The organism is Candidatus Accumulibacter propinquus, assembly GCF_056856495.1.
The window spans coordinates 204,358-227,153 of record NZ_JBSEHC010000007.1; the positions used below are offsets into that span (position 1 = coordinate 204,358).

22 protein-coding genes are annotated in these 22,796 nt (G+C 60.9%); 3 read left to right on the forward strand and 19 right to left on the reverse strand.

Annotated elements, in window-relative coordinates; translation table 11 throughout:
* Positions 1-37 precede the first annotated feature (37 nt).
* The 15 genes from AC15MQ_RS21725 to AC15MQ_RS21795 all read right to left on the reverse strand — a co-directional run bounded on the left by AC15MQ_RS21725 (position 38) and on the right by AC15MQ_RS21795 (position 12,008).
* The gene (locus AC15MQ_RS21725; protein WP_287652444.1) at positions 38-799 is read right to left on the reverse strand and encodes a pyridoxine 5'-phosphate synthase; all 762 of its coding nucleotides are present in this window, start codon (positions 797-799) and stop codon (positions 38-40) included.
* Positions 796-1,512: a DNA repair protein RecO gene (gene recO / locus AC15MQ_RS21730; protein WP_483081311.1), complete on the reverse strand. Its 717-nt coding sequence runs from the start codon at positions 1,510-1,512 to the stop codon at positions 796-798. The genes AC15MQ_RS21725 and recO overlap by 4 nt, the downstream gene beginning before the upstream one ends.
* A 38-nt stretch (positions 1,513-1,550) precedes the next feature.
* Positions 1,551-2,435 carry a GTPase Era gene (gene era / locus AC15MQ_RS21735; RefSeq protein WP_287652442.1) on the reverse strand — a complete coding sequence of 295 codons (885 nt, stop codon included), beginning with the start codon at positions 2,433-2,435 and terminating at the stop codon, positions 1,551-1,553.
* Entirely contained in the window at positions 2,432-3,103 is a 672-nt protein-coding gene (rnc, locus tag AC15MQ_RS21740) for a ribonuclease III (RefSeq protein ID WP_483081312.1), read from the reverse strand. Before rnc ends, era begins: the two co-directional genes overlap by 4 nt.
* Positions 3,100-3,465 (reverse strand): DUF4845 domain-containing protein, encoded by a 366-nt coding sequence (locus AC15MQ_RS21745; protein ID WP_287652440.1) that lies wholly within the window; start codon positions 3,463-3,465, stop codon positions 3,100-3,102. Before AC15MQ_RS21745 ends, rnc begins: the two co-directional genes overlap by 4 nt.
* 12 nt (positions 3,466-3,477) lie before the next feature.
* Positions 3,478-4,266, reverse strand: coding sequence for a signal peptidase I (gene lepB, locus AC15MQ_RS21750; protein WP_483081313.1), 789 nt, complete (start codon positions 4,264-4,266; stop codon positions 3,478-3,480).
* Positions 4,267-4,280: 14 nt separating this feature from the next.
* Positions 4,281-6,071, reverse strand: a complete 1,791-nt coding sequence (gene lepA, locus AC15MQ_RS21755; RefSeq protein ID WP_287652469.1) for a translation elongation factor 4 — start codon at positions 6,069-6,071, stop codon at positions 4,281-4,283.
* 92 nt (positions 6,072-6,163) lie between these two features.
* Positions 6,164-6,415: a glutaredoxin family protein gene (locus AC15MQ_RS21760; protein WP_483081314.1), complete on the reverse strand. Its 252-nt coding sequence runs from the start codon at positions 6,413-6,415 to the stop codon at positions 6,164-6,166.
* A complete protein-coding gene (locus AC15MQ_RS21765) occupies positions 6,412-7,851 on the reverse strand; it encodes a DegQ family serine endoprotease (RefSeq protein ID WP_483081315.1) in 1,440 nt (479 codons plus the stop codon). Before AC15MQ_RS21765 ends, AC15MQ_RS21760 begins: the two co-directional genes overlap by 4 nt.
* 78 nt (positions 7,852-7,929) lie before the next feature.
* Positions 7,930-8,346, reverse strand: coding sequence for a SoxR reducing system RseC family protein (locus tag AC15MQ_RS21770; protein WP_287652468.1), 417 nt, complete (start codon positions 8,344-8,346; stop codon positions 7,930-7,932).
* A gap of 91 nt (positions 8,347-8,437) precedes the next feature.
* Complete coding sequence (gene rpoE, locus AC15MQ_RS21775) at positions 8,438-9,037, reverse strand: RNA polymerase sigma factor RpoE (protein ID WP_287652436.1); 600 nt, start codon at positions 9,035-9,037, stop codon at positions 8,438-8,440.
* A gap of 189 nt (positions 9,038-9,226) precedes the next feature.
* Positions 9,227-10,165 (reverse strand): GNAT family N-acetyltransferase, encoded by a 939-nt coding sequence (locus AC15MQ_RS21780; RefSeq protein WP_287652435.1) that lies wholly within the window; start codon positions 10,163-10,165, stop codon positions 9,227-9,229.
* Positions 10,162-11,127: a polysaccharide deacetylase family protein gene (locus AC15MQ_RS21785; RefSeq protein ID WP_483081316.1), complete on the reverse strand. Its 966-nt coding sequence runs from the start codon at positions 11,125-11,127 to the stop codon at positions 10,162-10,164. The genes AC15MQ_RS21780 and AC15MQ_RS21785 overlap by 4 nt, the downstream gene beginning before the upstream one ends.
* A 129-nt stretch (positions 11,128-11,256) precedes the next feature.
* Positions 11,257-11,532, reverse strand: coding sequence for a hypothetical protein (locus AC15MQ_RS21790; protein WP_483081317.1), 276 nt, complete (start codon positions 11,530-11,532; stop codon positions 11,257-11,259).
* Positions 11,481-12,008, reverse strand: a complete 528-nt coding sequence (locus AC15MQ_RS21795) for an ArnT family glycosyltransferase (protein ID WP_483081318.1) — start codon at positions 12,006-12,008, stop codon at positions 11,481-11,483. The genes AC15MQ_RS21790 and AC15MQ_RS21795 overlap by 52 nt, the downstream gene beginning before the upstream one ends.
* A 473-nt stretch (positions 12,009-12,481) precedes the next feature.
* Between AC15MQ_RS21795 and AC15MQ_RS21800 the strand changes: the two genes are divergently transcribed.
* Positions 12,482-13,717 carry a glycosyltransferase gene (locus AC15MQ_RS21800; RefSeq protein WP_483081319.1) on the forward strand — a complete coding sequence of 412 codons (1,236 nt, stop codon included), beginning with the start codon at positions 12,482-12,484 and terminating at the stop codon, positions 13,715-13,717.
* A 9-nt stretch (positions 13,718-13,726) separates the two neighbouring features.
* On the opposite strand, the gene AC15MQ_RS21805 is transcribed toward AC15MQ_RS21800, so the two are convergent.
* From AC15MQ_RS21805 to AC15MQ_RS21820, 4 genes are read right to left on the reverse strand one after another with little or no spacing between them, the layout of a single operon-like run.
* A complete protein-coding gene (locus AC15MQ_RS21805; RefSeq protein ID WP_483081320.1) occupies positions 13,727-14,953 on the reverse strand; it encodes a DegT/DnrJ/EryC1/StrS family aminotransferase in 1,227 nt (408 codons plus the stop codon).
* 31 nt (positions 14,954-14,984) lie between these two features.
* Positions 14,985-16,190, reverse strand: coding sequence for a pyridoxal-dependent decarboxylase, exosortase A system-associated (locus AC15MQ_RS21810; RefSeq protein WP_483081354.1), 1,206 nt, complete (start codon positions 16,188-16,190; stop codon positions 14,985-14,987).
* Positions 16,191-16,225: 35 nt separating this feature from the next.
* Positions 16,226-18,616: a GNAT family N-acetyltransferase gene (locus AC15MQ_RS21815; RefSeq protein WP_483081321.1), complete on the reverse strand. Its 2,391-nt coding sequence runs from the start codon at positions 18,614-18,616 to the stop codon at positions 16,226-16,228.
* Between the two features lie 3 nt (positions 18,617-18,619).
* Complete coding sequence (locus tag AC15MQ_RS21820) at positions 18,620-20,245, reverse strand: acyl-CoA ligase (AMP-forming), exosortase A system-associated (protein ID WP_483081322.1); 1,626 nt, start codon at positions 20,243-20,245, stop codon at positions 18,620-18,622.
* 409 nt (positions 20,246-20,654) lie between these two features.
* Here AC15MQ_RS21820 and AC15MQ_RS21825 point away from each other — a divergent pair, with 409 nt between their 5' ends.
* Complete coding sequence (locus tag AC15MQ_RS21825) at positions 20,655-20,969, forward strand: DUF485 domain-containing protein (RefSeq protein ID WP_287652425.1); 315 nt, start codon at positions 20,655-20,657, stop codon at positions 20,967-20,969.
* Entirely contained in the window at positions 20,966-22,693 is a 1,728-nt protein-coding gene (locus tag AC15MQ_RS21830; RefSeq protein ID WP_287652424.1) for a cation acetate symporter, read from the forward strand. Before AC15MQ_RS21825 ends, AC15MQ_RS21830 begins: the two co-directional genes overlap by 4 nt.
* The last annotated feature ends 103 nt before the right edge of the window (positions 22,694-22,796 follow it).

Below are 22,796 nucleotides of genomic sequence, written 5' to 3' on the forward strand. Positions count from 1 at the left end.
GACGCGCATGACGCGGATCATTTGCGGGCCGGCAAGTTCATGACCGCATGGCGCGCGCCTGCGCCTCGCGCAGCAGGCGCTTCATTTCGCGCACGGACTCGCGCAGGCCGACAAAGATCGCCCGGCTGATGATCGCGTGCCCGATGTGCAGTTCGCGGATGCCCGTCAGTTGGGCGATCGGCTGCACGTTGAAGTAGTTAAGTGCGTGCCCGGCATTGAAACGCATACCCAGATCACGCACCAGCTTGCCAGCGCCGCGAACCTTGTCGAGTTCGGCGAGCACGGCCCGGCTTTCGGCATCCCTTCCCTGGGTGTAAAACGCATGAGCATAGGGACCGGTGTGGATTTCGCACACCCGTGCGCCGATGCGCGCCGCAGCTTCCACCTGGGCGGGCTCGGCGTTGATGAATACGCTGCTGATGATGCCGGCGTCGGCGAGGCGGTCGACGGACTGGCGCAGGCGAGTTTCCTGGGCCACGATGTCGAGCCCCCCTTCGGTCGTCACCTCGTGGCGGCCTTCGGGCACCAGCATGGCCATCTGCGGCTTGATACGGCAGGCTATGGCGATCATCTCGTCGGTGGCCGCCATTTCGAGATTCAGCTTGATCTGTGCCAGATCGCGCAGCCTTTCAACGTCGCCATCCTGGATATGCCGCCGGTCCTCGCGCAGGTGGATGGTGATGCCATCGGCACCGCCGAGGTGCGCTTCGACTGCGGCCCAGACCGGATCCGGCTCGTAGGTGCAGCGCGCCTGGCGGATCGTCGCGACATGGTCAATATTGACGCCAAGTTCGATCATAGCTCCTGTAGCTCCCTGAAAATCCTGCGGCTGGCGAGTGTCTTGCCGCCTGTGTAGTGGCCGATCAGCGTGCGCATCAGTTGCTTGGCTTCGGCCAGCGTGCGGGGATCGGAGAAATCCTCACGCGCGAGATCGATCAGCGTTCTGCCGCTGACCGCGAGTGTTGAACTGCCGGGGCTGGACAGTCGCACCGGACCGCGTTCGATCTCGTACGCGTAGTGTGCGTCAGCGTCGACGGCGGTTCCGGTGGCGTCGCTTTCCAGCGTCAGACCGTAGCCAAGTTCCTGCAACAGCGCTCGCTCGAAGCAGCGCAAGGCCGATTCCTGCGCGCCATCGACAATACGACGCAGGGTGTCGGCGTAGACCGAGAACAGTCGTGTGTGCGCGTCTTCACGAGGCAGCAGGTGCATCAGCAACTCGTTGAGATAGTAGCCGCAGAACAGGGACTTGCCCGTCAGCAGCGGCTGCCCTCCCTGCCACTCGGCTTTCATCAGTGTGTGTACCTCACCGCGGCCTGCCCAGCCCAGTTCGAGCGGCTGAAAGGCAAGCAATACGCCGCGCATGACCGAGCGTGGTCGCCGGGCACCCCGTGCCAGCAGCGCGAGACGACCATGGTCGCGCGAGAAGACGTCGACGATCAGGCTGGTCTCGCTGTAGGGGTAGGCGTGCAGAACGAAAGCCGGTTGACCGTCGACCTTGTGCCGCTGATTCACTGCCCGACTCGTTCGCCAGCCATCAGCGAGTCCACGCTCTAATCGTAGCCAAGCGTCTTGAGCATGCGCTCATCGTCGGCCCAGCCTGACTTGACCTTGACAAAGACTTCGAGAAAAACCGCACCGTCGAACATCCGCTCCATGTCCTGCCTGGCCTCGGAGGCAATTCGTTTGACCATCTCTCCACCCTTGCCGATGATGATCGACTTGTGTCCCTCGCGGTCGACGAGGATCGCGGCGCTGATGCGCCGCAGAGCCCCGTCGACGACGAACTTCTCGACCTCGACAGCCGCCCCATAGGGCAACTCGTCGCCGATCAGGCGAAACAGCTTCTCGCGAATGTATTCGGCGGCCAGGAATCTCTCGCTGCGATCGGTGATCTCGTCCTCCGCAAAGAGGAATTCCTGATTCGGCAGGTGCTTGCGCGTCTCTGCGAGCAAGGCGTCGAGTTGCGCGCCGCGCATGGCGCTGACCGGCACGATCGCCGCAAAATCACCCTCGGCACCAAGTCGAGCGAGAAATGGCAGCAGTTGGGTCTTGTCCTTTACCTGGTCGATCTTGTTGACCACGATGATCACTGGAGAGTCGACAGGAACGAGTTGACGCACGGCCCGGTCGCGATCGTCAAAGCGGCCGGCCTCGACCACGAACAGGACGACATCCACCTCGGCGAGCGCTTGCCTGACGCCACGGTTCATCACCCGATTCAGTGCGTTGCCATGGCGGGTCTGAAATCCGGGCGTATCGACGAAGACGTACTGGGCATCCGGCTTGGTGAGGATGCCCATGATGCGGTGCCGGGTCGTCTGCGCGCGTTGCGAGACAATGCTGACTTTCTCGCCTACCAGTTGGTTCAATAGCGTCGACTTGCCGACGTTCGGGCGGCCGACGATGGCGATTTGTCCTGATCGTAGCTCGCTCATCGCTTCTCCAGGGCTACCAGTGCTCGTTCGGCGGCCATTTGCTCGGCAGCACGCCGGTTCGCCCCGCGGCCTTCGGTATGGATCTTGAAGGCTTCGATCACACAGACGACTTTGAACTGCTGCGCATGCGCCTCGCCCTCGGTGGCGGCCAGCGTGTATTTTGGCAGGGCCAGTCGCATGCCCTGGAGATGCTCCTGCAAACGCGTCTTGGCGTCCTTGATACCCTGGTCGGGAGTGAGTTGGTCAAGGACACTTTCGTATACCCGCATGACGACTGCGGCGGCGGCGTCGAAACCCGCGTCCAGCCACAACGCGCCGAACAACGCCTCGAGGGCGTCGGCGAGAATCGACGGCCGTTGCTGTCCGCCGCTTTTTTGCTCTCCCTCGCCAAGGCGAAGACAGTCGCCCAGGGCCAGGGCCAAAGCCTGTTGATGCAGACTGTCCTGGCGCACCAGGTTGGCCCGCAGTCGCGACAGGTCGCCTTCGGGAAGCATCGGATAGCGTTCGAACAGGCAGCGCGCGATGACCGCATTGAGAATCGCGTCACCGAGGAATTCGAGTCGCTCGTTGTGGGGGGAGCTATAGCTGCGGTGCGTCAGCGCCGTGAGCAGCAGCGCACGATCGTGGAACGTATAACCGAGCGACTGTTCAAGTCGGGAAGGGGTCATTGGCCGTAGTTTCGCCCCGACGACGAGCCGCGAAAGTCGATCAGCAGGCTGACATTTCCGGCCAGGGGAATGCGCTTCTCGTAGGCAAAAGCAATGACCACCTGATTCTCTTCCTTGAAAATGTCCAGTTCCGCTGGCGCGAGGGTCTTGATGTGTTCGACCTCGGCATATTTGCCAAACGCCTGCCGAAGTTCCGCCACCGTCTTGCCACCGGACTCTGCGGCCACTGCCTTGACCGCCTGTCTGATCTTGTAGTAATCCATGACCTCGGGCAGGACCCTGATCACGAGAATGGCCACCAGGGTAATCACCACGCCCCAGACCAGCAGGGCCGAAAGTGCCAGACCGCGCTGACGATTCATAGCTTCCGCTCCTTACTTGAACGAACCAATCCGTTTGAAGTCCCCGAAATTCAACCAGATGAAGAAAGCCTTCCCGACGATGTTCTCTTCCGGAACGAAGCCCCAGAAGCGACTGTCGCGGCTGTTGTCGCGATTGTCTCCCATCATGAAGTAGTGTCCGGCGGGGACCTTGCAGATCACGCCGAGTGCATTGTAGGAACAATCCTGGCGGTTGGGGAACTGCGCCGGACCGGGGACATACGCTGGTGCTTCGGCATCATTGAGCGTCCGGTACTCGGTATCCTCAAGTTTCTCGGCGAACTGTCTCGAATAGTACAGTCGTTCGGGGTGCAGGTAGTCTTCCAGGCGCTTGGTCGGTACCGGCTGGCCGTTGATGGTCAGCCGCTTGTTCTGGTAGGCAACGGTGTCACCGGGGATACCGACGACCCGCTTGATGTAGTCGAGGGAGGGATCCTCGGGATAGCGAAAGACCATCACGTCGCCACGTTGCGGGCTGTTGATGTCGATAAGCTTCCAGTTCACCACCGGCAAACGGATGCCATAGGTGTACTTGTTGACCAGAATGAAATCGCCGACCTGCAAGGTGGGAATCATCGAGCCCGAGGGAATCTTGAACGGCTCGACGAGAAACGAACGGAGCATGAAAACGACCAGAATGACCGGGAAAAAACTGGCCCCGTATTCCACCCACCACGGGTCCTTGGCGCCGGCCGGACGACGCTGGCGCAGGACAAGGGCGTCTGCCGCCCAGATCGCGCCGCTGACCAGCAGCAGGATCAACAGGATCAATGCAAAATTCACTGGCTCGCTCTCCTTTACTTGCCGACACGCAACACAGCAAGGAAAGCCTCCTGTGGAATCTCGACAGACCCGACCTGCTTCATGCGTTTCTTCCCTGCCTTCTGCTTTTCGAGCAGTTTCTTCTTGCGCGTGATGTCGCCCCCGTAACACTTGGCGAGTACATCCTTGCGCATGGCCTTGACGTTTTCGCGGGCGATGATGTTGGCGCCGATCGCTGCCTGGATGGCGACATCGTACATCTGACGCGGAATCAGCTCACGCATCTTGGCAGCCAGTTCGCGTCCGCGATAGACCGAGTTGGCGCGATGCAGGATGACCGAAAGGGCATCGACGCGCTCGCCGTTGATCAGCACGTCAAGCTTGACGACGTCGGCCGCGCGGTACTCCTTGAAGTCGTAATCGAGCGAAGCGTAGCCGCGCGAGACGGACTTCAGGCGGTCGAAGAAATCCATGACCACTTCGGCCATTGGCATCTCATACACGAGTTGCACCTGGCGACCGTGGTAGGTCATGTCGACCTGATTGCCGCGCTTTTGATTGCACAAGGTGATGACGTTGCCGAGATAATCCTGTGGAACGAATATCGTGGTGACGATGATCGGTTCACGGATCTCCTCGATCTTCGACAGTTCCGGGAGCTTGGCGGGGTTTTCGACACTGACCAGGCTGCCGTCACGCAACAGGACTTCGTAGACTACGGTTGGCGCTGTGGTGATCAGGTCCTGATCGAACTCGCGTTCGAGACGTTCCTGGACGATCTCCATATGCAGCAACCCGAGGAAGCCGCAGCGGAATCCGAAACCCAGCGCTTGCGAAACTTCGGGCTCGTAGCGCAGTGAGGCATCGTTGAGCTTCAACTTTTCCAGCGCCTCGCGCAGCGAATCGTATTGATTGGACTCGACGGGGTAAAGTCCCGCGAAAACCTGTGACTTGATTTCCTTGAATCCCGGCAAGGCCTGCTCTGCCGGTCGGTCAAGCAGGGTGACCGTGTCGCCGACCTTGGCGGCCTGCAGTTCCTTGATCCCGGAGATGATGTAGCCGACCTCGCCGGCGCGCAGGACGTCGCGAACGACCGCCTTTGGGGTAAATACGCCGAGCTGTTCGCAAAGGTGCGTCGATCCGGTGGCCATCAGGCGAATCCTGTCCTTCGGTCGTAGCGTGCCATCGAAGACGCGGACCAGCATGACCACTCCGACGTAGTTGTCGAACCAGGCGTCGACCAGCAAGGCTTTGAGAGGCGCGTCGGCATCACCCGTGGGCGGCGGGATACGTTCGATGATCGCTTCCAGGATGTCCTCGACGCCGAGTCCGGTCTTTGCCGAGGCGAGCACGGCTTCGGAGGCGTCGATGCCGATCACATCCTCGATTTCCTGCCGGGCATTCTCCGGCGTTGCCGACGGCAGGTCCACCTTGTTCAGCACCGGCAGCACGTCGACGCCAAGCTCGATTGCGGTGTAGCAGTTGGCGACGGTCTGAGCTTCTACCCCCTGCGACGCATCGACGACCAGCAAGGCTCCCTCGCAGGCGGACAGGGAGCGCGACACCTCGTAGGAAAAATCGACGTGTCCCGGGGTGTCGATCAGGTTCAGGTTGTAGATCTCGCCGCTGCGTGCGCGGTATTGCAGCGCCGCGGTCTGTGCCTTGATGGTGATGCCGCGTTCGCGCTCGATATCCATCGAGTCCAGCACCTGCGCCTCCATCTCGCGATCGGACAGCCCTCCGCAGAGATGGATGATACGGTCGGCAAGCGTCGACTTGCCGTGATCGATATGCGCGATGATGGAAAAATTGCGGATGTGTTGCATGGACATCGTGTGGGCTCCGTTGCTACCGAGCCGTCCCTGAAAAAAAGGGTGCCAGCGAGCACCCTTGGTCGAACTGCCTAGAGGGCCGGATTCTAGCGGATTTCACTCAAATAATCACGGACTTTGGCAACATCGAGGAAGTAGTGGCAAAGCTCCTTGCCGTCGTGCAGGAGGACGGGAACGAGTTCGTCATAGCTGGCTTCGAGCAGCGGATCGGCGTCGATGTTAAGCACTTCGAGGTCGAAAGGGAAGTCAGCCAGCAAGGCGCTGAGCGCGAGTTCCATCTCCTGGCAGAGATGGCAGTAATGACGCGAAACCAGCGTCAGCCGGGTCGTCTCGCTCATTCCCGTTTCTCGGTCAACCCCTTGATGGTGACGAAGGTCTGCATCTCGCCACGGCGCACCAGCAGGGTCACATTGGCTGTCTTGTCGAATTGCGCGAGCAAGCGATTGAACTGTTCAGCGCTCTTGATTTCGGTGCTCTCGCCGCGCGAAATCAGCGCCAGGATGACGTCGCCTGGCCGCAGGTCGGCGCGCACCGCGTTGCTGCGCACATCCTCGATGAGCAAACCGCCATTGACCTTGAGCTCGCGTTTCTGCTCTGCGGTGAGTTCCGACACCACCAGTCCGAGGCGATTGGCTGTCCTTTCGACCGGTCTGGTCCCTCTGTTGCTGCGTGCTGCGACCTTTTCTTCAGTGATTTCACCGACTACCACCGGCAGGTCGCGGCTGCTTCCCTTGCGCCACACCTGGATCATCACCCGGCTTCCCGGCCTGGTACTGCCGACGATGCGTGGCAAGTCGCTGGAATTGACGATGACCTTGCCGTCGAACTTCAGGATGACATCGCCGGGCTCGATTCCCGCTTTCTCCGCGGGACCGCCCTTTTCGACGGCGTTGACGGCTGCGCCCTGGGCTTTGCTCAAACCGAAAGAGTCGGCCAGATCCTTGTTGACCTCCTGAATGACGATCCCGATGCGACCGCGGCTGACCTTGCCGCTGGCTCGTAACTGCGCCTGCACTTCCATCGCCACATCGATCGGGATGGCAAAGGAAATCCCCATGAATCCACCTGAGCGGCTATATATCTGAGAGTTCATGCCCACCACCTCACCCTTGAGGTTGAACAGTGGCCCGCCCGAATTGCCCGGATTCACCGCCGCATCGGTCTGGATGAAGGGCACGTAGTTCTCCTGTGGCAACGAGCGTCCCTTGGCGCTGACGATCCCCGCGGTCACACTGTTGTCGAAACCAAAGGGGGAACCTATCGCGACCACCCATTCGCCGACCTTGAGAGCCCCGGGATCGCCCAGACGAACAGTCGGCAGACCCGTGGCTTCGATCTTTATCAGGGCCACATCGGTTCGCTTGTCGGTGCCGATGACCCGCGCCTTGAGTTCACGCTTGTCGGTCAGACGAACGAGGATTTCGTCTGCCGAATCGACAACGTGCGCATTGGTGAGAATATAGCCGTCGGCACTGACCACGAACCCCGAGCCGAGAGAGCGACTCTCGAAATCGCGCGGCGCGCCGGGAAATCCCGGCATCCCCGGCTGGCGGGGAATGAAGCGCCGGAAGAACTCGTTCATCGGATCGTTTTCATCGAAAGGGAAAGGCTGTCCACCCCGCCCACTGCTGCGGGCAGTCTGGGTGGTGCTGATATTGACCACCGCCGGTCCCTGTTTTTCGACGAGTTCGGTGAAATCGGGCAGCCCCCGGTTCTGAGCCTGCGCCAGCAAGGAAAATGTCGCCAAAAGGAAAGCCGCAAGCAACTGTTTCATGGCATCAAATGCCTCCTGATGTCTTTGAATATCGAACCACCATCAAACCAGACGAAACTGCGGACACACGCCGCAAAATCAAGACCGAATCGTCGGCTGCAGGTGAGGGTCACGTAAGCTCTGTCGTTGCACGCGTCGCAAACCCAGCCAGCCGACGAACAGGCCGGCAATCGCGCCGGCGATCGCGCCGGCTTCGCCGGCGCAAGCCGAGCCCGTCAGCGCTCCAGCCAGGAGCATCAGCAGGGGAAGAGCGTAGGCATGTACGGCGCTGTGCCGAAGCGAGCCCGCGAAGACGCCAACCTGCACACGTTGACCGACCGCGCAGTGGTCGGGATTGGGCACCCGGAAAGTGCGCGGTGTGCTGCAGAACAATTTGCCGTGGATGTTGCCGCCACAGCCGCCCGGTTCCCCGCAGCGACCGCAACCGGCTTCGTCCATGCGTATCGTCGCATGATCGCCGTCAACAGCAGTAATCGTTCCCCACGCCTCGGTCATCAACAGGGTACGCTCACGACATGTCCTTGCTCGCCGCCGCTATAAAGGTCCAGTTCGCCATCCATCAGTGCCGACAGTTGTTCAGTCATGGCTACCACCTGCGATCGGCAGAGGTGTCGAGTAGCGGCCGCAGCTTCTCGGCGACGGCCTCGCGAGCGCGGAAGATTCGCGAACGCACCGTGCCGATCGGACAACGCATCGCCTCAGCAATTTCCTCGTAACTCAAACCTTCGATCTCACGCAGCACGATGGCGCTACGCAACTCCTCCGGCAGGGCAGCCATGGCCGCATTGATCGTTTCCCCGGTCTGCTTGGACTGCAGCAGGCTTTCCGGGGTGTTGATGTCGCGTAGGCGGCCGGCATCCTCAAAACCTTCGGCTTCTTCGGCGTCGAATTCGGTCGATGTCGGCGCGCGGCGTCCCTGGGCGACGAGATAGTTCTTGGCGGTGTTGATCGCAATCCGGTACAGCCAGGTATAGAACGCACTGTCCCCACGAAACGCGGGCAGCGCCCGATAAGCCTTGATGAACGCTTCCTGCGCAACGTCCTCGACCTCGGACTGGTCGCGTATGAAGCGCGACAACAAACGTGCGACCTTGCGTTGGTATTTCGCTACCAGCAACTCGAACGCATGTTTATCGCCCGCCTGTGCGCGTTCGACCAGCAGGTGGTCAATTTCGCGTTCGCTCATGCTCTGTGGTTTTCCTGTGGCATCCGGATATCGTCATTTGCGCCGAAGTATAGCGCAAGCGTCGAACCGCCAGCGTAACAGTGCATGACCGCTGGTTCTGACCGGCGTCCGCCTAGAATGGTTCGGGCCGGTGCCTGCGCTGTCGCCCTGTTGCCGCGCGGGCAGGGGCTCTGTCGAGTGCCGAGTGGGTCATTTTCCGAAGCGCAGGAACTGTTTGATCTTGGCTTTTATCCCGAAACGTTCCAGCGTTGCACCGAGCCACTTCGAAAACCTTTCCATGCCCAGATGACTGTATACGAGCATGGTGTTTCCGAGGGTGCGCCGCACCAGGAAGACGTTGGCACATTGCCGTTGGTGGGTCGCGAAGAGGCGTTTGTGTTCCGACTGGCCTTCGGTGAAGTCGAAGTAGCGAAAGCGTCCTTCCCTGAACAGTTGCTCCACCGCCAACCACTGCAGGACCGTGCCCACTGACATGTTCATATAGTCTGGATCGTAGCCGAGGTAAGCATAGGTGAGAACGCCATCGTGCACCGGACAGTAAAGATACGAAACCGGTCGTTCGCCGTCGAACAGGAGATAGGCGCGTACCCGTTGCTCGGCGGCGAGCGACTCGGCGTGCGCGATAAAATCCTCGGTATCGGGAATCCCGGCATCCAGCAATCGTTCCTGATAGGTCTTCTGGGAAACCGCGCGGGCGAGCAGGAAGAACTCGTGCATCTCGTCGGGCATGGCGTAGGTTTTCCAGGCGACCGTACCGCCGCAGTGCTCGGCGTACTTCCTGACCTTGCGACTGATCGTGGACCGGGTTTTCGAGGAGAATTTCTTCTGATAGCTCTCGAAAGACATTCCCAGATCGATGTAGCAGTGTTGATACTGAAGAGGGACGTAGCAGAGGTAGCCTTCGACTTGGCTGATGACGGGCAGTTCAGCAGCCACTGGCAGTCCCCGGATCAAATATCCCTGGCTGCCTGTGGCGAGCGGTTCGGGCGGCAGAGCCGGCAGCGCTACCGGGGGCGTTTCGTCGATCAGCCGTATTGCCAGGATCTGCAGCCGAAGCGGTATGCTGAAGAGCGTCCAGTCGCTGAGTTGAAACTTGAAAGGCTGCGGACGAAATTGCCAATGATTCATCCGTACCTCCTGCGGTAGGCCTGTTCCAGTATTCTTGCGCCGGTCCTCCAGATCGGCGACCGGAGAGGGGAGGGCTGTTGCTGTAGTGCGGTCCGGGCTTGCAGGCCGTGGAAGGGACGCACGCGAAAGCTGTCCCGGTTGCGGTCGAGAAACGAGCACAGCTTGCGAAAGCGCTTGACGACCACCTCGTCCGGCCGATTCTTCGCCTCGTTGAGTAACTCGAAGTTGTGGGAAAGGATGACAAAGGCGCTTCTATCGGTCTCCAGAGCCTTCCATAGCAGGCTCTCCAGTTCGCCGTAAGAGCAGGCGGTGAGTTGGGCGTGCCGCAGGGAGCCGCTGCCGTCGTCGAACACCGTCATCGGGTACTCATGTACGCCTTCGCATTCAATGGGTTCGACGACCGTCAGGCCGGTCATGACGCCGCTGTCTGCGCCAAACTGGCTGGCGTTGTAGCTGCTGTCGAAGGAAATGCCGCTCAGTGACAGCGCCCGCAGCGTATCTCTGTTGAACGCGAAACTGCCGGCGCGGAAGGCTGTGACCTCGCCCCCTCCCGATTGTTCGATCAGCTTGGCGCCAAGGCTGATCAGCACCAGTTGCTCGTCCAGCGTGAAGTAGCGCAGGTGTTGCCTCTTGCCATGGGAGTCAGGCAGTAGGGGCTCCCGCGCTTCGTCCACCCATTCGGTGTGCAGATGAAGTTCGACATCCTGGGCGCCTTCGCGCAGGAGTCCGACGATCTCCGCCAGAGGACCAGGTCCGAAGCGCGTCGAGAATAGGGGTTCGACGAAGAACACGCCGGTCAACCCGTGCGCATTCAACACCTCTACTTGATACGGCAGACCGTAGTTACCCCTGGTAGTGGGGCCGTAGACGTAGCGCCGAAAGGCGTTCGGAAAACGCTCGTCGAGGTTCTCCCAACCATCGCACCAGACTTCGACGTCCACCGTGAAAAAGACATCCAGCATCTCGTTGAGCCTTCCAGCTATTGAAGTCGAGCCGCTCGACGCCACTCTTGACGGAGCAATTCGTACGGCGGGCCGTTGGTCGGACCAACGCCAGGCAGCTTTGCGTGTTGCAGTCCGGTGTTCTGGCTCTTATTCCGCTGCTCGCACTTTCGTGGCTTGCAGTGTAATCGGAATGCGTGGCTCACTATGGATATCAAAGTGCAGCCAGGATAGCGTGAGTTGGGTGCCCAGGATAGCCGGTAGCGCGGCGAGCATTACCGTTCCGGCCGTTGCCGGAGCACCGCTCTGCGTTGACGTGATCCACTCGCTCACTCCGAAGACGATGCTGAACAGGATCAACAGCATGCCGATGATCAATTCGATCGAGGCCAGGGAGAATCCGCGCACGAAGTAGGTGTAAAGCACGCGTCTCGCGAAATTCGCCAGATGTCCCCAGAGGCTGTAGTCGCTGCCGTTACGACCACCGGGAAAGTGGCGAACAGCGCGCACGCCAGGAAAGCGATCTTGCGGTCGGTGACACGGCTGAGGCCAAGGAACGTCAGTACCAGTGTCGCCAGATAGTACACGACACTGGGTATGATGATGGCCAACTCATGTTCGCCGAACAACCGAATCGAGCCGGCGATTGGCAAGGATACCGAGTTGCGAACGCGCCCGAAGTGGTCCGGCAAATACCAACCCTGTTCCAACCACTTCAAGGCTGCCGAGTAGTAGTACTGATCGTCGCTGGCGATGAATCCGACCCAGCCAACCGCCAGCGCCATGGCCGCGAGCAGCATTGCGGCGGCGAACTCGCCGGAGAGCAACTCGCCGAAGCAGCCCCGCAGGGAAACGCTCGGCGTTCCGTGTGCTCTTCCTGGAAGTGTGCCGCTATGATTCATTGATCCGTCGAAGCATTCATCGACAATGGTTTCCCCCTTGCGCGTGCATCATGCCCGTAGAGTCGAAGCCGGTCAAGCGACGTGTTTGCATTGGCCTGGCGCTTTCGGGCAACAGCTGAATCGCCCGAAACGATGCCTTCGGCATGCCCTGGCCGTGTCGGCCGTCGGCATGCGCAGCGAGCGGCTGAGACGTTCGCAGGGAGTGGTGTTACCGGTTACGGGCATGGTGTCAGGTAACGCCCGGCCTTAAATGCAGAGCAGGATCACCATCGGGTCAGCACGGCGTTTCTGCGGCGGCCATACGGGGAAATTTCCCGAGGAGGCCCGTTAGCCGCTTGCCTTTTCTACAGGCTTCAAGCAATCTCGCGTCGGGTCAGGATCGCCCTGCAACCCCCAAGCATTCTCCCGCCTCGACAAGTGTGGAGAACCCCAGAACTCGCCGTCGTCTGACTACACAGCCTCCGGAGCCCGGCATGAAACGCATCCTGATGATCGCCTATCATTTCCCGCCATTGGCGGGTAGTAGCGGCATTCAGCGTACATTGCGGTTCGTAAGGCACCTGCCGCACTTCGGCTGGCAGCCGCTGGTGCTCACGGCCAATGCGCGCGCCTACGAGCGAACCAGTACCGACCTGCTTGCCGATGTTCCGGCGGGCACCGTCGTGCATCGTGCCTTTGCGCTGGATACGGCGCGTCATCTGGCGCTTGGCGGACGATATATCGCGTCGATGGCGCGGCCTGACCGCTGGATCAGCTGGAAAATCGATGCCGTTCGAGCGGGTCTGCGCATGATCAAGACCTATCGTCCGGATGCCATCTGGTCCACCTACCCCATCGCCACCGCGCACCTGATCGGCGCCGAGCTGCATCGGCGCACGGGCATTCCATGGCTGGCGGACTTTCGTGACCCCATGGCGCAGGAGGGTTACCCGGCCGACCCACTCACCTGGCAGTGTTTCACGGACATCGAGAAGGAAGCGGTAGGCCAGGCGCGATTCAGCGTGTTCACTACCCCGGGGGCAGCCCGAGTCTATCGTCAGCGCTATCCGGAGGCCAGCGAACGTATCGTCGTGCTGGAGAACGGTTACGATGAAGAGAGTTTTTCGATGCTCAACTCTGACGAGCTACGGTCTGAACCGATCAATCCCGGTACGCTGACATTGCTTCACAGTGGGTTGATCTACCCCGAAGAGCGCGATCCGACCGAACTCATGGTAGCCTTGCGGCTCTTGAAGGAAAGCAGCGGACCAGCCGCCGGAGGACTGCGGATCCGTTTTCGGGCCGCCGGGCATGACCAGTTGCTCAGGCAACTTGCACAGACGCACGGCGTTGCGGATTGCATCGAATGCTGCCCGCCAGTGGCCTACCGCGAAGCCCTCTCCGAGATGTTGCGGGCCGATGGCTTGCTGGTCATGCAGGCTGCGGGCTGCAACGAGCAGATTCCGGCAAAGATATACGAGTACCTGCGGGCGCAACGGCCGATCATCGCCCTTACCGATCCTGCGGGCGATACGGCTACGACACTCGTCGGGGCAGGGGTGAAGGATATTGCCCCTCTCGACTCGGCGACAGCCATCGCGGCCCTGCTGGCGAGATTCGTTGACGCACTAAAGCGCTGTGAAATCCAGCTGCCACATGCCGAAGCGGTCCGCCGCGCGTCGCGCCGGGAGAGAACCGGCGAGCTGGTCAGGCTGCTGGACTCTCTATAACGCGCGCGCTTATGCGCCGAGATGCTGCCGAGCGACTGCCGGCGCCGGCGCTGATGGATTCGACAGCAGGTTCAGCGTGGCGAGTGCGGTGCGGTTGATGTCGGCCGCGCTCAGGTCCTGATGGCAGAGTAATTGCAGGACATGCCGGCTCCAGGATAGCCCCACGTCACCCGCCAGTTGTGGCGTGCCGGGCCAGAGCCGGTCCCAGCGGAACACCGCCAGGCCCTGCGCGCGCAGGGCGTGATACACGCGATCGGGATCCTCCACCCACAGTGGAAAGACATAAGGGATGGCCTCTTCGCCAGAGCCGCGCAGTAGCTCTGGTGTATCACCCAGGTTCGCAAAATGCCGGGCATAGATCGCAAAGTTCCGTCGGCGCCTGGCGATGATCTGTCCGCGCGGCAGGGAACTGGCCAGGGTCGTCGCTGCTGTCAGCGGAGCCCGAGATCTGCGTTCCATATCACAGGACTTCATCATGTCGGCGACGGCAAGGTCGGAACTGCCGACATTCACGCTGGCGCGACGGAAGGCATTCTTGATTCCGAAGAGGCCCGTCAATGCCCAGTTGATCCCGGCAAGGCGTCCATACTGGGTCGCCAGTTCCAGCACATCAACCCAGGCCTTGACCTGAGCCTTGAAACCCTGCGGTGAAAGGTGCAGCGCCGAAATTGGCCGCGTGGCCGATGCCAGGATGCCGCCTTCCGGGACCGGAAAGAACTTGGACAGACTGGCCGCCGCCAGGTCCCCCCAAGTGCCGACCGGCCGCTCACCGGCATTGCCAAAATAGCAGTGGGCACAGTCCTCGATCAATGCAACCTGATGCTCGTCGCACCACTGGCGTACTTCGGCCAGCGAACGCGCCAGTCCGAAATAATGCGATACGATCATCGCCCGGGCTTGCCCTGCGGTGGCTGCATCAATGGTGTCCAGGTTTGGCAGGCCGTCAGGTCGCAGGCCGAAATACGCCACCTCGAGATTGGCCAGGATGACCGGGGCGATTATTGTCGGGCAGTGGTAGGTGGGGACCAGGACCACGCTTCCCGGCGCGAGCCGCAGTTGCAGCAGGGCCTGATAGATGGCGGCACGGCCACTGGTGGTGATCACCGTGTACTTGATGTCGTCAATGCTGGGTAGTCGCAAGGACTCTTCCATACGCGAGAAACTGGACCAGCCGAGTACCGGCTTGAGCGGCAGGGGCGCGCGTTCTGCTCCCGCTGGTGTTGTCTCCGAGGTCATGGTTGTCTGTCCGGGATTGCTCCCTGCCTGCTCAAACCAGAACCTCCACACACCGAGGATGGCCGAGAAATGCCTGCGGGCTGGCGGTGAAACCATAAGCGCCCGACTGGAAAATGACCACCAGGTCTCCAGGTTGAGCTTCGGCCAGTTCCATATGGTCGGCGAGCAGATCGAGTGGTGTACATAGTGGGCCGACTACCGATACCGTTTCACACTTGCCCGGCGTCATCCGGTTGCCGATCGCGACGGGGTAGTTCTTGCGGATCACCTGCCCAAAGTTGCCGGATGCAGATAGGTGGTGGTGCAAGCCACCATCGCTGACCAGGAAGACGTGGCCGCGCGAAACCTTGCGGTCGATGATGCGTGTCACGTAGACGCCTGCTTCTCCTACCAGATAGCGCCCCAGTTCAATCACCAGTTCGGCTTCGGGCATCGCGTGCGCGGCACGCTCGACAAGGGTCGCCAACCTGGCGCCGATGGGCGCCAGGTCGAGGTGCTGCTCCCCAGGGAAGTAGGGGATGCCGAACCCCCCCCCGAGGTTGAGGAAGCGCACCGGTGATGGCGCCGACTGTGCGAGCCGCAGCGCGAGTTCAAAGCTCTTGTCCTGGGCCTCCACGATGGCGTCGGGCTTGAGGTTCTGCGACCCGGCAAAGAGGTGGAAACCTTCAAAGCCTATTCCCGAACGGCCAATCTCGGCCAGCAACTCGGGTACTCGCTCGGCGTCTACGCCGAACTGTCTGGCACCACCGCCCATCTTCATCCCTGAACTCTTCAGTTCGAAATCCGGGTTCACTCGGACGGCAACACGCGCTGGATAGCCGGTCTGGTCAATGATCGCCGCCAGTTCGGAGACTTCGCGAAAGGATTCAATATTGATCAGGATGCCGGCGGCGACCGCCTGTTGCAGTTCCTCACGTCGTTTGCCAGGCCCGGCAAAGCTGATTTCCCGAGCATCTGCGCCGGCATCGAGGGCGACCTTCAGTTCGCCGCTCGACGCCACGTCAATCCCATCGACCAGCCCGCTCAGGTGAGCGACCAGGGCCGGCATCGGGTTTGCCTTCATCGCGTAGTGCAGCTTCAAACCCGGGGGCAGGGCCGTCCGCAATTCGGCGACCCGTTGTGACAACAGTTGACGGTCGTAGGCGTAAAACGGTGTCTGTCCGACGCGGGCGGCGAGTTGCGGGAGGGGTATTCCGCCGACGACCAGCGCACCGTCCCTTACCGGGAACTGATGCATTGGCGCGTGTGCGGGGGCTTTTCGTTCCGGTTTATTCACCAGCGGCTTCCTTTGTGTGGCGTGTCGCAGTTGGCTGTTTTCGTTGAATTATTTCTGGAGAAGAGTCTCCTGGCGGGCAAGCAGACCCGGCGCAATACTGCCGCGGCCGCCCTGACCGTACGCCCCGCGATCTCCTTGAGCAACAAGGCGCAGCCGATCAGGGTACGGGGATTATAGGCAACGATTCCCCAGCGTTCGCGGCGGTCACTCATCCACATCCGCTTGTATTGGTCGTCGCCGATCAGGAAGTCTACCTCCCGGACGCGATCCTTATCGATGACGTGCTGCAGCAGGTGCGCGGTGAGTACCGTTCCCGGAGAGTAGGACGCAAACTGCTCGTGGTACGCCACCTTGTAGATGCTGGCCTTCTGGCGGTCGACGATCCACAGTTGCGCCGCAATGGTACGCTCCCCGAGCCGTGCAAATCCGAGGCGGAGCATCCCCATGCTGGCCAGTCGGCGGATCAGTGCGGGTACGAAATCAGGATAAGGTTCGGGTTTTTTCCAGCTTGCCGAGTAGATTGCCTGGAATTCGGCGATCGAGTTCTCGACATGTTCCGGGTTCGTGACGATGTGCAAGGTGCCACCGTCGGCAGCAAACCGCTTGTACCTTCGCCTGATCGCACTGCGCAGGTTGGCACTGCGCCTCCTGAGATAATCCTCCCAATTCCCCTCGACGCGGAGAAACCAGTTGCCGAAGCAGAAAAACCGAAACGGAATCCAGTCATTCGCACGCAGGCCGGTGAGCAGCGCATGGAATGTCGATGACTCGGGATCCATCGGGGCAAAGTGCATCGCGTGCGCGTCGCCATGGTCTCGCGCAGCGGCGGCAAGCAGATCCCGCAGACTCAGCAGGTCGGCATCATGGCTGACCAGTGGCGCATATAGCGAGGTGTAGTAGTTGCTTAGGGCGTCAACGCTCCTGACTGGTCCATTGGTGGTCAGTCTTACGGGCAGGATCACCTGTGGGGATTTCTTTTCGGCGCGGAAATAATGGCGCACACCCGGATCGTCCGCGTACACGTTCGATTCCAGAAGCTCCAGCCAGTCGGCGGATGCTTCCAGATGATCCTGTGCCGAGAATTCGCCAAGGTCGTACTGTTCCGCGCGCAGGTCGGCGATGCTCTTGCGGTATTCGACCGGGTCTATCGCTGCAGCGCTGTCCTGTTGTCCGTCGCGGGGGCCGCGCAGATTCTGTCGTACCGCCCGCAACACGGAGAACGCCGCGGCGTAGAGCGGGCTTCGGAAAATCTGGATGTTTTGCATGGTGCAGCCAAATGTCGCCCATTCCTTCTGATCGCTGGTGGCGTTGGTGTAAAACTCGATCGTTTTCCGTGTCGGTTGCGAGAATTGTTCTTCGATGACGCGATACAGCAGCAGCCGACCCGGGGCGAAGCGCGCCAGGGATTCGTCGTAAGCCGTTTTCAGGCAGATCAGCATGTGCTCGTTGCTGATCACCAACCGGGACGAAGCCAGGTGACTGCCGATATGGAATTCGTACACCGCCGCCTGCTTGCTGAGTGCGAAGCGGCGCAGAACTTCACTATAAAATGCGCCTTGCGGGTTGTCGCCGGATACCGCAGTCCCGGCCTGTCCTTTCCAGCCGGCAGTTTCAAGAGCACCGAAACGGCTGATCCCGGCGTCCATTTCGCCAGCGTCGACGTGTCGTGACAGGCGAGGGGCGCCGAATTCTGTTTCCGCTCGCCGGAAGTACCGGGCGATGTTCGACGCGAGTTTCTTCGGGCGTTGCTTCCAGTAATCGCCGAACTCCCCTTGCGGCCGAATTCCGATCGTCCGCGCTTGCGCATCGACGATCTGCGGCAAGGTCAGGCGTGAGAACTCCGGCGCATAACGCGGGTCGACCGCGTGCAGTTCGATGGTCCACGCCCAACCCGGCAGCGCGTTCAGCAGGGTTTCGAGCAGGCGAACGTCGTCGAGCATCACCGCTGTTGCTTGTGCTTGCGACGGGCGAAAGCACGACCACCGACCGAGCCCGATCGAACACAGGATCAGGGCACCGGAAATGCCGTCAGGTGTTCGGTGAATGCACAGCTTCTCGCTCCCGTTGCCGAAATGGTCCAGCAGGGGTGCGATGAAGCGGCTGTCGAAAAACGGGTGTGCGTCGTACAACCTGGCGTTCAGGTGATCCCAGGCGTCGGCAAAAGCTGGGAAGGCGGTTTTTGCTGCGAGGATCTCCCATCCCGTTGCCGAAGTCCGTGGGCAATCCTGCAGGGAATCGCGTTTGCGACGGTCGTCATCCAGGCCGGGGTCTTGCTCCGTGCTTCGGGACGCCGTAGCGGCAGTGGCCGTCGGGCAGGGCGGCTGCCCGAGCGCATCGCGGAGCGCGGCAGTACCGTCGCTTGCGGCGTGGGCCATTTCCTGAAACATCGGCTATTCCCCGGGCTGGTCCGGCCCACCTGATGGGCTCGCATGCGCCCTGAATTCGCTGGCCAGCGCCTTGCGGTCTATCTTCCCATTAGGATTGCGCGGCAAGGGGTCCTGGCGTACGAAGATGTTCGCCGGAACCATGTAGGCGGGCATTCGGCTACGGCATTCAGCCAGCAGGGCGGCGGTATCAAGACTGCCTCCGGCGGCTGGTGTGGCGATCACCTGGATCGCCTGGCCGAGCGAGGGGTGCTCGACGCCGAAAGCGGCGCATTCACCGACCAGCCTGGTAGCGTAGAGAATTTCCTCGACCTCGGTCGGGCTGACCCGATAGCCGGAGGTTTTCATCATTTCGTCACGGCGACCGATGAAGTAGAGGAACCCTTCCTCATCGATACGCACGCTGTCGCCCGAAAACACCGCGATCTCGGGTAGTACCAGGCCGGGGCCGCGGCCGGGCGTGTTGGCCGGGAGCGGCTTGTAGCGTTCCGCGGTTTTTTCGTGGTCGTTCCAGTAGCCCATACCCACCAGAGCGCCACGATGGACGAGTTCGCCCGGCTCGTTGGCAGCACAGGGCGAACCGTCTTCGCGCAATACGAGGATTTCGGCATTGGGGATGGCCTTGCCGATCGAATCCGGCCGGCGGTCCACCTCCTCCGGTGGCAGGTAGGTCGAGCGGAAGGCTTCGGTCAGACCATACATCAGATACGGCCGGCTGTTCGGCAAACGTGCGCGCAAGGCAGCCAGCGTGTCACGCGGCATGCGTCCCCCGGTGTTGGCGAAATAGCGCAGATGTTGGCCGATGGCCAGCGGCCATTCCAGCTGCGAGAGCTGGATGTATAGCGGAGGAACCGCCGTCAGCCCGGTGACTTTCTCGGCAGCGAGGGCCTTGAGAACGTCTTGCGGCAAGAGGTAGTTGAGTAGTACCACGCGCGCGCCGGCATGGAAGGCCGTCGTGAGTTGGCTGAAGCCGGCATCGAAAGACAATGGCAGGGCCGCCAGCAGCGTATCCTCGGCGCTGTTCTCGAGATAGCTGGCGACGCTGATGGCGCCGGCGACGATGTTGCGATGCGAGAGCACGACCCCTTTCGGTTTGCCGGTACTGCCGGAGGTATAAAGAATCGCCGCCATGTCGGTGTCGATCACCCGGTGGCCGCTGCAGATACCCGCCTGCAGGAGATCGTCCCAGTGCAGGTAGGCCAATGGACCATCGCCGCTGGGTAGATGGTCGGTGTTGACCAGAATCACCTGTCGCAGATCGTGGCAGGAAGCGAGAATCGGCGCCAGCAGGGACAGGCGTTCGCTGGAGGTCACCAAAGCGCGCACGTTGCAGTCGCGCATGATGTGGGCGACCTGGTCGGCCTTCAGCAAGGGGTTCAGCGGCACGAAAACGCAGCCGGCAGCGGCGCTGCCAAAGCTGGCAACGACCGTTTCCAGCCGCTTCTCCAGGTAGATGCCGATTCGCTCACCCCGCTGCATTCCCAGGTTTATCAAGCCGCCTGCAAAGCGGGAGAGCGATTGTTGCAAGAGGCCATAGCTGATCGACCGCTGGCCGTGGGTCAGCGCGATGGCGTCCGGCTCGCGAGTGGCAGAGCGGCTGATCAATTCGGGGAGCAGGATTGCATCAGTCATATTCTTGGCAGCGACCGGTCAGTATGGCAGAAAGCAATTTTAACCAGAAGACGTATCCCGGCTGTGATTTATTGCCCGCCGAGACGCAACGCATGCCGTTGCCGCTCTCCGGTACGGCCAGGTTGGGCTGTCTTTTGCCAAAGCGCGCTTGCCTATTCGAGGCGAGGGGGGCTATATCGCCGGCAGGCAGTGAGGGGACCATTCAATGATCGACCGTGGTGCAGCAAACACCTCGCAGCGCCTTTCCGCGGGCCACCTAAGGCAAGGTATGAAGCAGGCACGGCAAGGCATTGTTGCCTTGGGCGTTCTGCTTGCGGCGTAAGCGGCAAGTAAGTAATGGTCACTATGATTCGTCGCTAGTCATGATACGTGACTCGATATTTGTATATCCTAGAGGAGGAGACAAAAAGTGAACGACGACATCGTTGCACGGATTGAAGCCAATCCCAAGTACCACCAATTGGTCCGCAAGCGCTCCAGTTACAGCACCATCATGTCCATCCTGATGATCATCGCCTATTACGGCTACATCCTGTTGATTGCCTTCAACAAGGAATGGCTGGGCACGCCTCTGGCGCCGGGCATGGTGACGACGATCGGCATTCCGCTGGGGGTTGGTGTGATCATCTTCACCATCGCCATCACCAACGTCTATGTCCGCAAGGCCAATACCGAGTTCGACGACATGAATGCCGAAGTCATCAGGGAGGCCAGCAAGAAATGATCAGCAAATCCACTCGCAACATCCTTGGCCTGACCCTCGGCCTGCTGGCCACCGGCGGGGTTCTCGCCGCCGGTGCCGACCTCGGCAACACCACGAAACAGGCGACCAACTGGGTGGCGATTGCGATGTTCGCCATCTTTGTCGCGATTACCTTGGGCATCACCAAGTGGGCCGCGGCGAAGACGAAGTCGGCTGCCGACTTCTACACCGCCGGTGGTGGCATTACCGGCTTTCAGAACGGTCTGGCGATTGCCGGTGACTACATGTCCGCGGCGTCCTTCCTGGGGATCTCGGGTCTGGTGTTCGCCAATGGCTTCGACGGCCTGATCTTCTCGATCGGCTGGCTGGTCGGCTGGCCGGTGATCACCTTCCTGATGGCCGAGCGTCTGCGCAACCTGGGCAAGTTCACCTTTGCCGACGTGGCTGCCTATCGCTTCGCGCAAACGCCGATGCGCAGCTTCGCTGCCACCGGTTCACTGGTCGTCGTGGCTTTCTACATGATCGCCCAGATGGTTGGCGCTGGCCAGTTGATCAAAGTGCTGTTCGGCATGGAATACATCTACGCGGTGGTCATCGTTGGTGTGCTGATGATGTGCTATGTGCTCTTCGGCGGAATGACGGCCACCACCTGGGTGCAGATCATCAAGGCCATCATGCTGCTGACCGGTGCCACCTTCATGGCCCTGGCCGTGCTCTGGCAGTTCAACTTCAACCCCGAGGCCCTGTTTGCCAAGGCTGTCGAGATCCATCCCAAGCATCTGGCCATCATGTCCCCGGGAGCGCTGATCAAGGATCCGGTCTCTGCGATCTCGGTCGGCATGGCGCTGATGTTTGGTACCGCCGGTCTGCCGCACATCCTGATGCGTTTCTTCACCGTGCCGAGCGCCAAGGAAGCACGCAAGTCGGTCGGTTGGGCGACGACCTGGATTGGCTATTTCTACATTCTGACCTTCATCATCGGTTTCGGCGCCATCGTCATGCTGACGCAGAGCCCGGAGGTGTACTACGTGCCGAAGATGGTTGACGGCGTTCAAGCCGTCGGCGCTGACGGGAAACTGGTTTGGGATGGTCTCAAGGGCGGCGGCAACATGGCGGCCATCCACCTGGCGAACGCGGTTGGCGGCAACATCTTCCTGGGCTTCATCTCGGCGGTGGCTTTCGCGACGATTCTCGCGGTGGTTGCCGGCCTCACGCTGTCCGGCGCTTCGGCGGTGTCGCATGACCTCTATGCGACCGTGTTCAAGCACGGCAACGCCGACTCCGCTTCGGAACTGCGTGTTTCGAAGATGACCACGGTGTGCCTGGGTATCGTCGCGGTGTTCCTTGGAATCGCGTTCGAGAAGGAGAACGTCGCCTACATGGTGATGCTGGCCTTCGCCATCGCCTGCTCGGCCAACTTCCCGGTGCTGTTCATGTCGGTGTTGTGGAAGGATTGCACCACCAAGGGGGCAGTCGCCGGGGGCATCGTTGGACTGGTGGCGTCGGTGGTGCTGACCATCTTGTCGGCCTCGGTATGGGAAGCCGTACTGAAGAATCCGAAAGGCAGCGCGTTGTTCCCGTACTCTTCACCGGCACTGTTCTCGATGACGGCAGCCTTCCTGGTGATCTATCTGGTTTCCAAGATGGACAACAGCAAGCAGGCACAACTCGAGCGTTCGCTATACCCGGCCCAGAAGGTTCGTTCGGAAACGGGCGTGGGCTCGTCTTCGGCATCGGGTCACTAGGTGTAGTTTGGTTTGTGACCGAGACCTAGTCGGCCAGCGGCCCGGGAAGCGCAAGCTCCCGGGCCGTTCCATTTGCTGCCCGTTGTTTTCGCCAGCGAGCGCC

What these genes read in the sequence shown, in the direction of transcription:
- AC15MQ_RS21805 (WP_483081320.1), bottom strand. Translation starts at nt 14,953, where the DNA reads ATGACCTCGGAGACAACACCAGCGGGAGCAGAACGCGCGCCCCTGCCG.
- AC15MQ_RS21760 (WP_483081314.1), bottom strand. Translation starts at nt 6,415, where the DNA reads ATGAGCGAGACGACCCGGCTGACGCTGGTTTCGCGTCATTACTGCCAT.
- era (WP_287652442.1), bottom strand. Translation starts at nt 2,435, where the DNA reads ATGAGCGAGCTACGATCAGGACAAATCGCCATCGTCGGCCGCCCGAAC.
- AC15MQ_RS21800 (WP_483081319.1), top strand. Translation starts at nt 12,482, where the DNA reads ATGAAACGCATCCTGATGATCGCCTATCATTTCCCGCCATTGGCGGGT.
- AC15MQ_RS21830 (WP_287652424.1), top strand. Translation starts at nt 20,966, where the DNA reads ATGATCAGCAAATCCACTCGCAACATCCTTGGCCTGACCCTCGGCCTG.
- rpoE (WP_287652436.1), bottom strand. Translation starts at nt 9,037, where the DNA reads ATGAGCGAACGCGAAATTGACCACCTGCTGGTCGAACGCGCACAGGCG.
- AC15MQ_RS21810 (WP_483081354.1), bottom strand. Translation starts at nt 16,190, where the DNA reads ATGCATCAGTTCCCGGTAAGGGACGGTGCGCTGGTCGTCGGCGGAATA.
- AC15MQ_RS21815 (WP_483081321.1), bottom strand. Translation starts at nt 18,616, where the DNA reads ATGTTTCAGGAAATGGCCCACGCCGCAAGCGACGGTACTGCCGCGCTC.
- rnc (WP_483081312.1), bottom strand. Translation starts at nt 3,103, where the DNA reads ATGACCCCTTCCCGACTTGAACAGTCGCTCGGTTATACGTTCCACGAT.
- AC15MQ_RS21780 (WP_287652435.1), bottom strand. Translation starts at nt 10,165, where the DNA reads ATGAATCATTGGCAATTTCGTCCGCAGCCTTTCAAGTTTCAACTCAGC.
- AC15MQ_RS21785 (WP_483081316.1), bottom strand. Translation starts at nt 11,127, where the DNA reads ATGCTGGATGTCTTTTTCACGGTGGACGTCGAAGTCTGGTGCGATGGT.
- AC15MQ_RS21795 (WP_483081318.1), bottom strand. Translation starts at nt 12,008, where the DNA reads ATGAATCATAGCGGCACACTTCCAGGAAGAGCACACGGAACGCCGAGC.
- AC15MQ_RS21770 (WP_287652468.1), bottom strand. Translation starts at nt 8,346, where the DNA reads ATGACCGAGGCGTGGGGAACGATTACTGCTGTTGACGGCGATCATGCG.
- lepA (WP_287652469.1), bottom strand. Translation starts at nt 6,071, where the DNA reads ATGCAACACATCCGCAATTTTTCCATCATCGCGCATATCGATCACGGC.
- AC15MQ_RS21745 (WP_287652440.1), bottom strand. Translation starts at nt 3,465, where the DNA reads ATGAATCGTCAGCGCGGTCTGGCACTTTCGGCCCTGCTGGTCTGGGGC.
- AC15MQ_RS21765 (WP_483081315.1), bottom strand. Translation starts at nt 7,851, where the DNA reads ATGAAACAGTTGCTTGCGGCTTTCCTTTTGGCGACATTTTCCTTGCTG.
- AC15MQ_RS21820 (WP_483081322.1), bottom strand. Translation starts at nt 20,245, where the DNA reads ATGACTGATGCAATCCTGCTCCCCGAATTGATCAGCCGCTCTGCCACT.
- AC15MQ_RS21725 (WP_287652444.1), bottom strand. Translation starts at nt 799, where the DNA reads ATGATCGAACTTGGCGTCAATATTGACCATGTCGCGACGATCCGCCAG.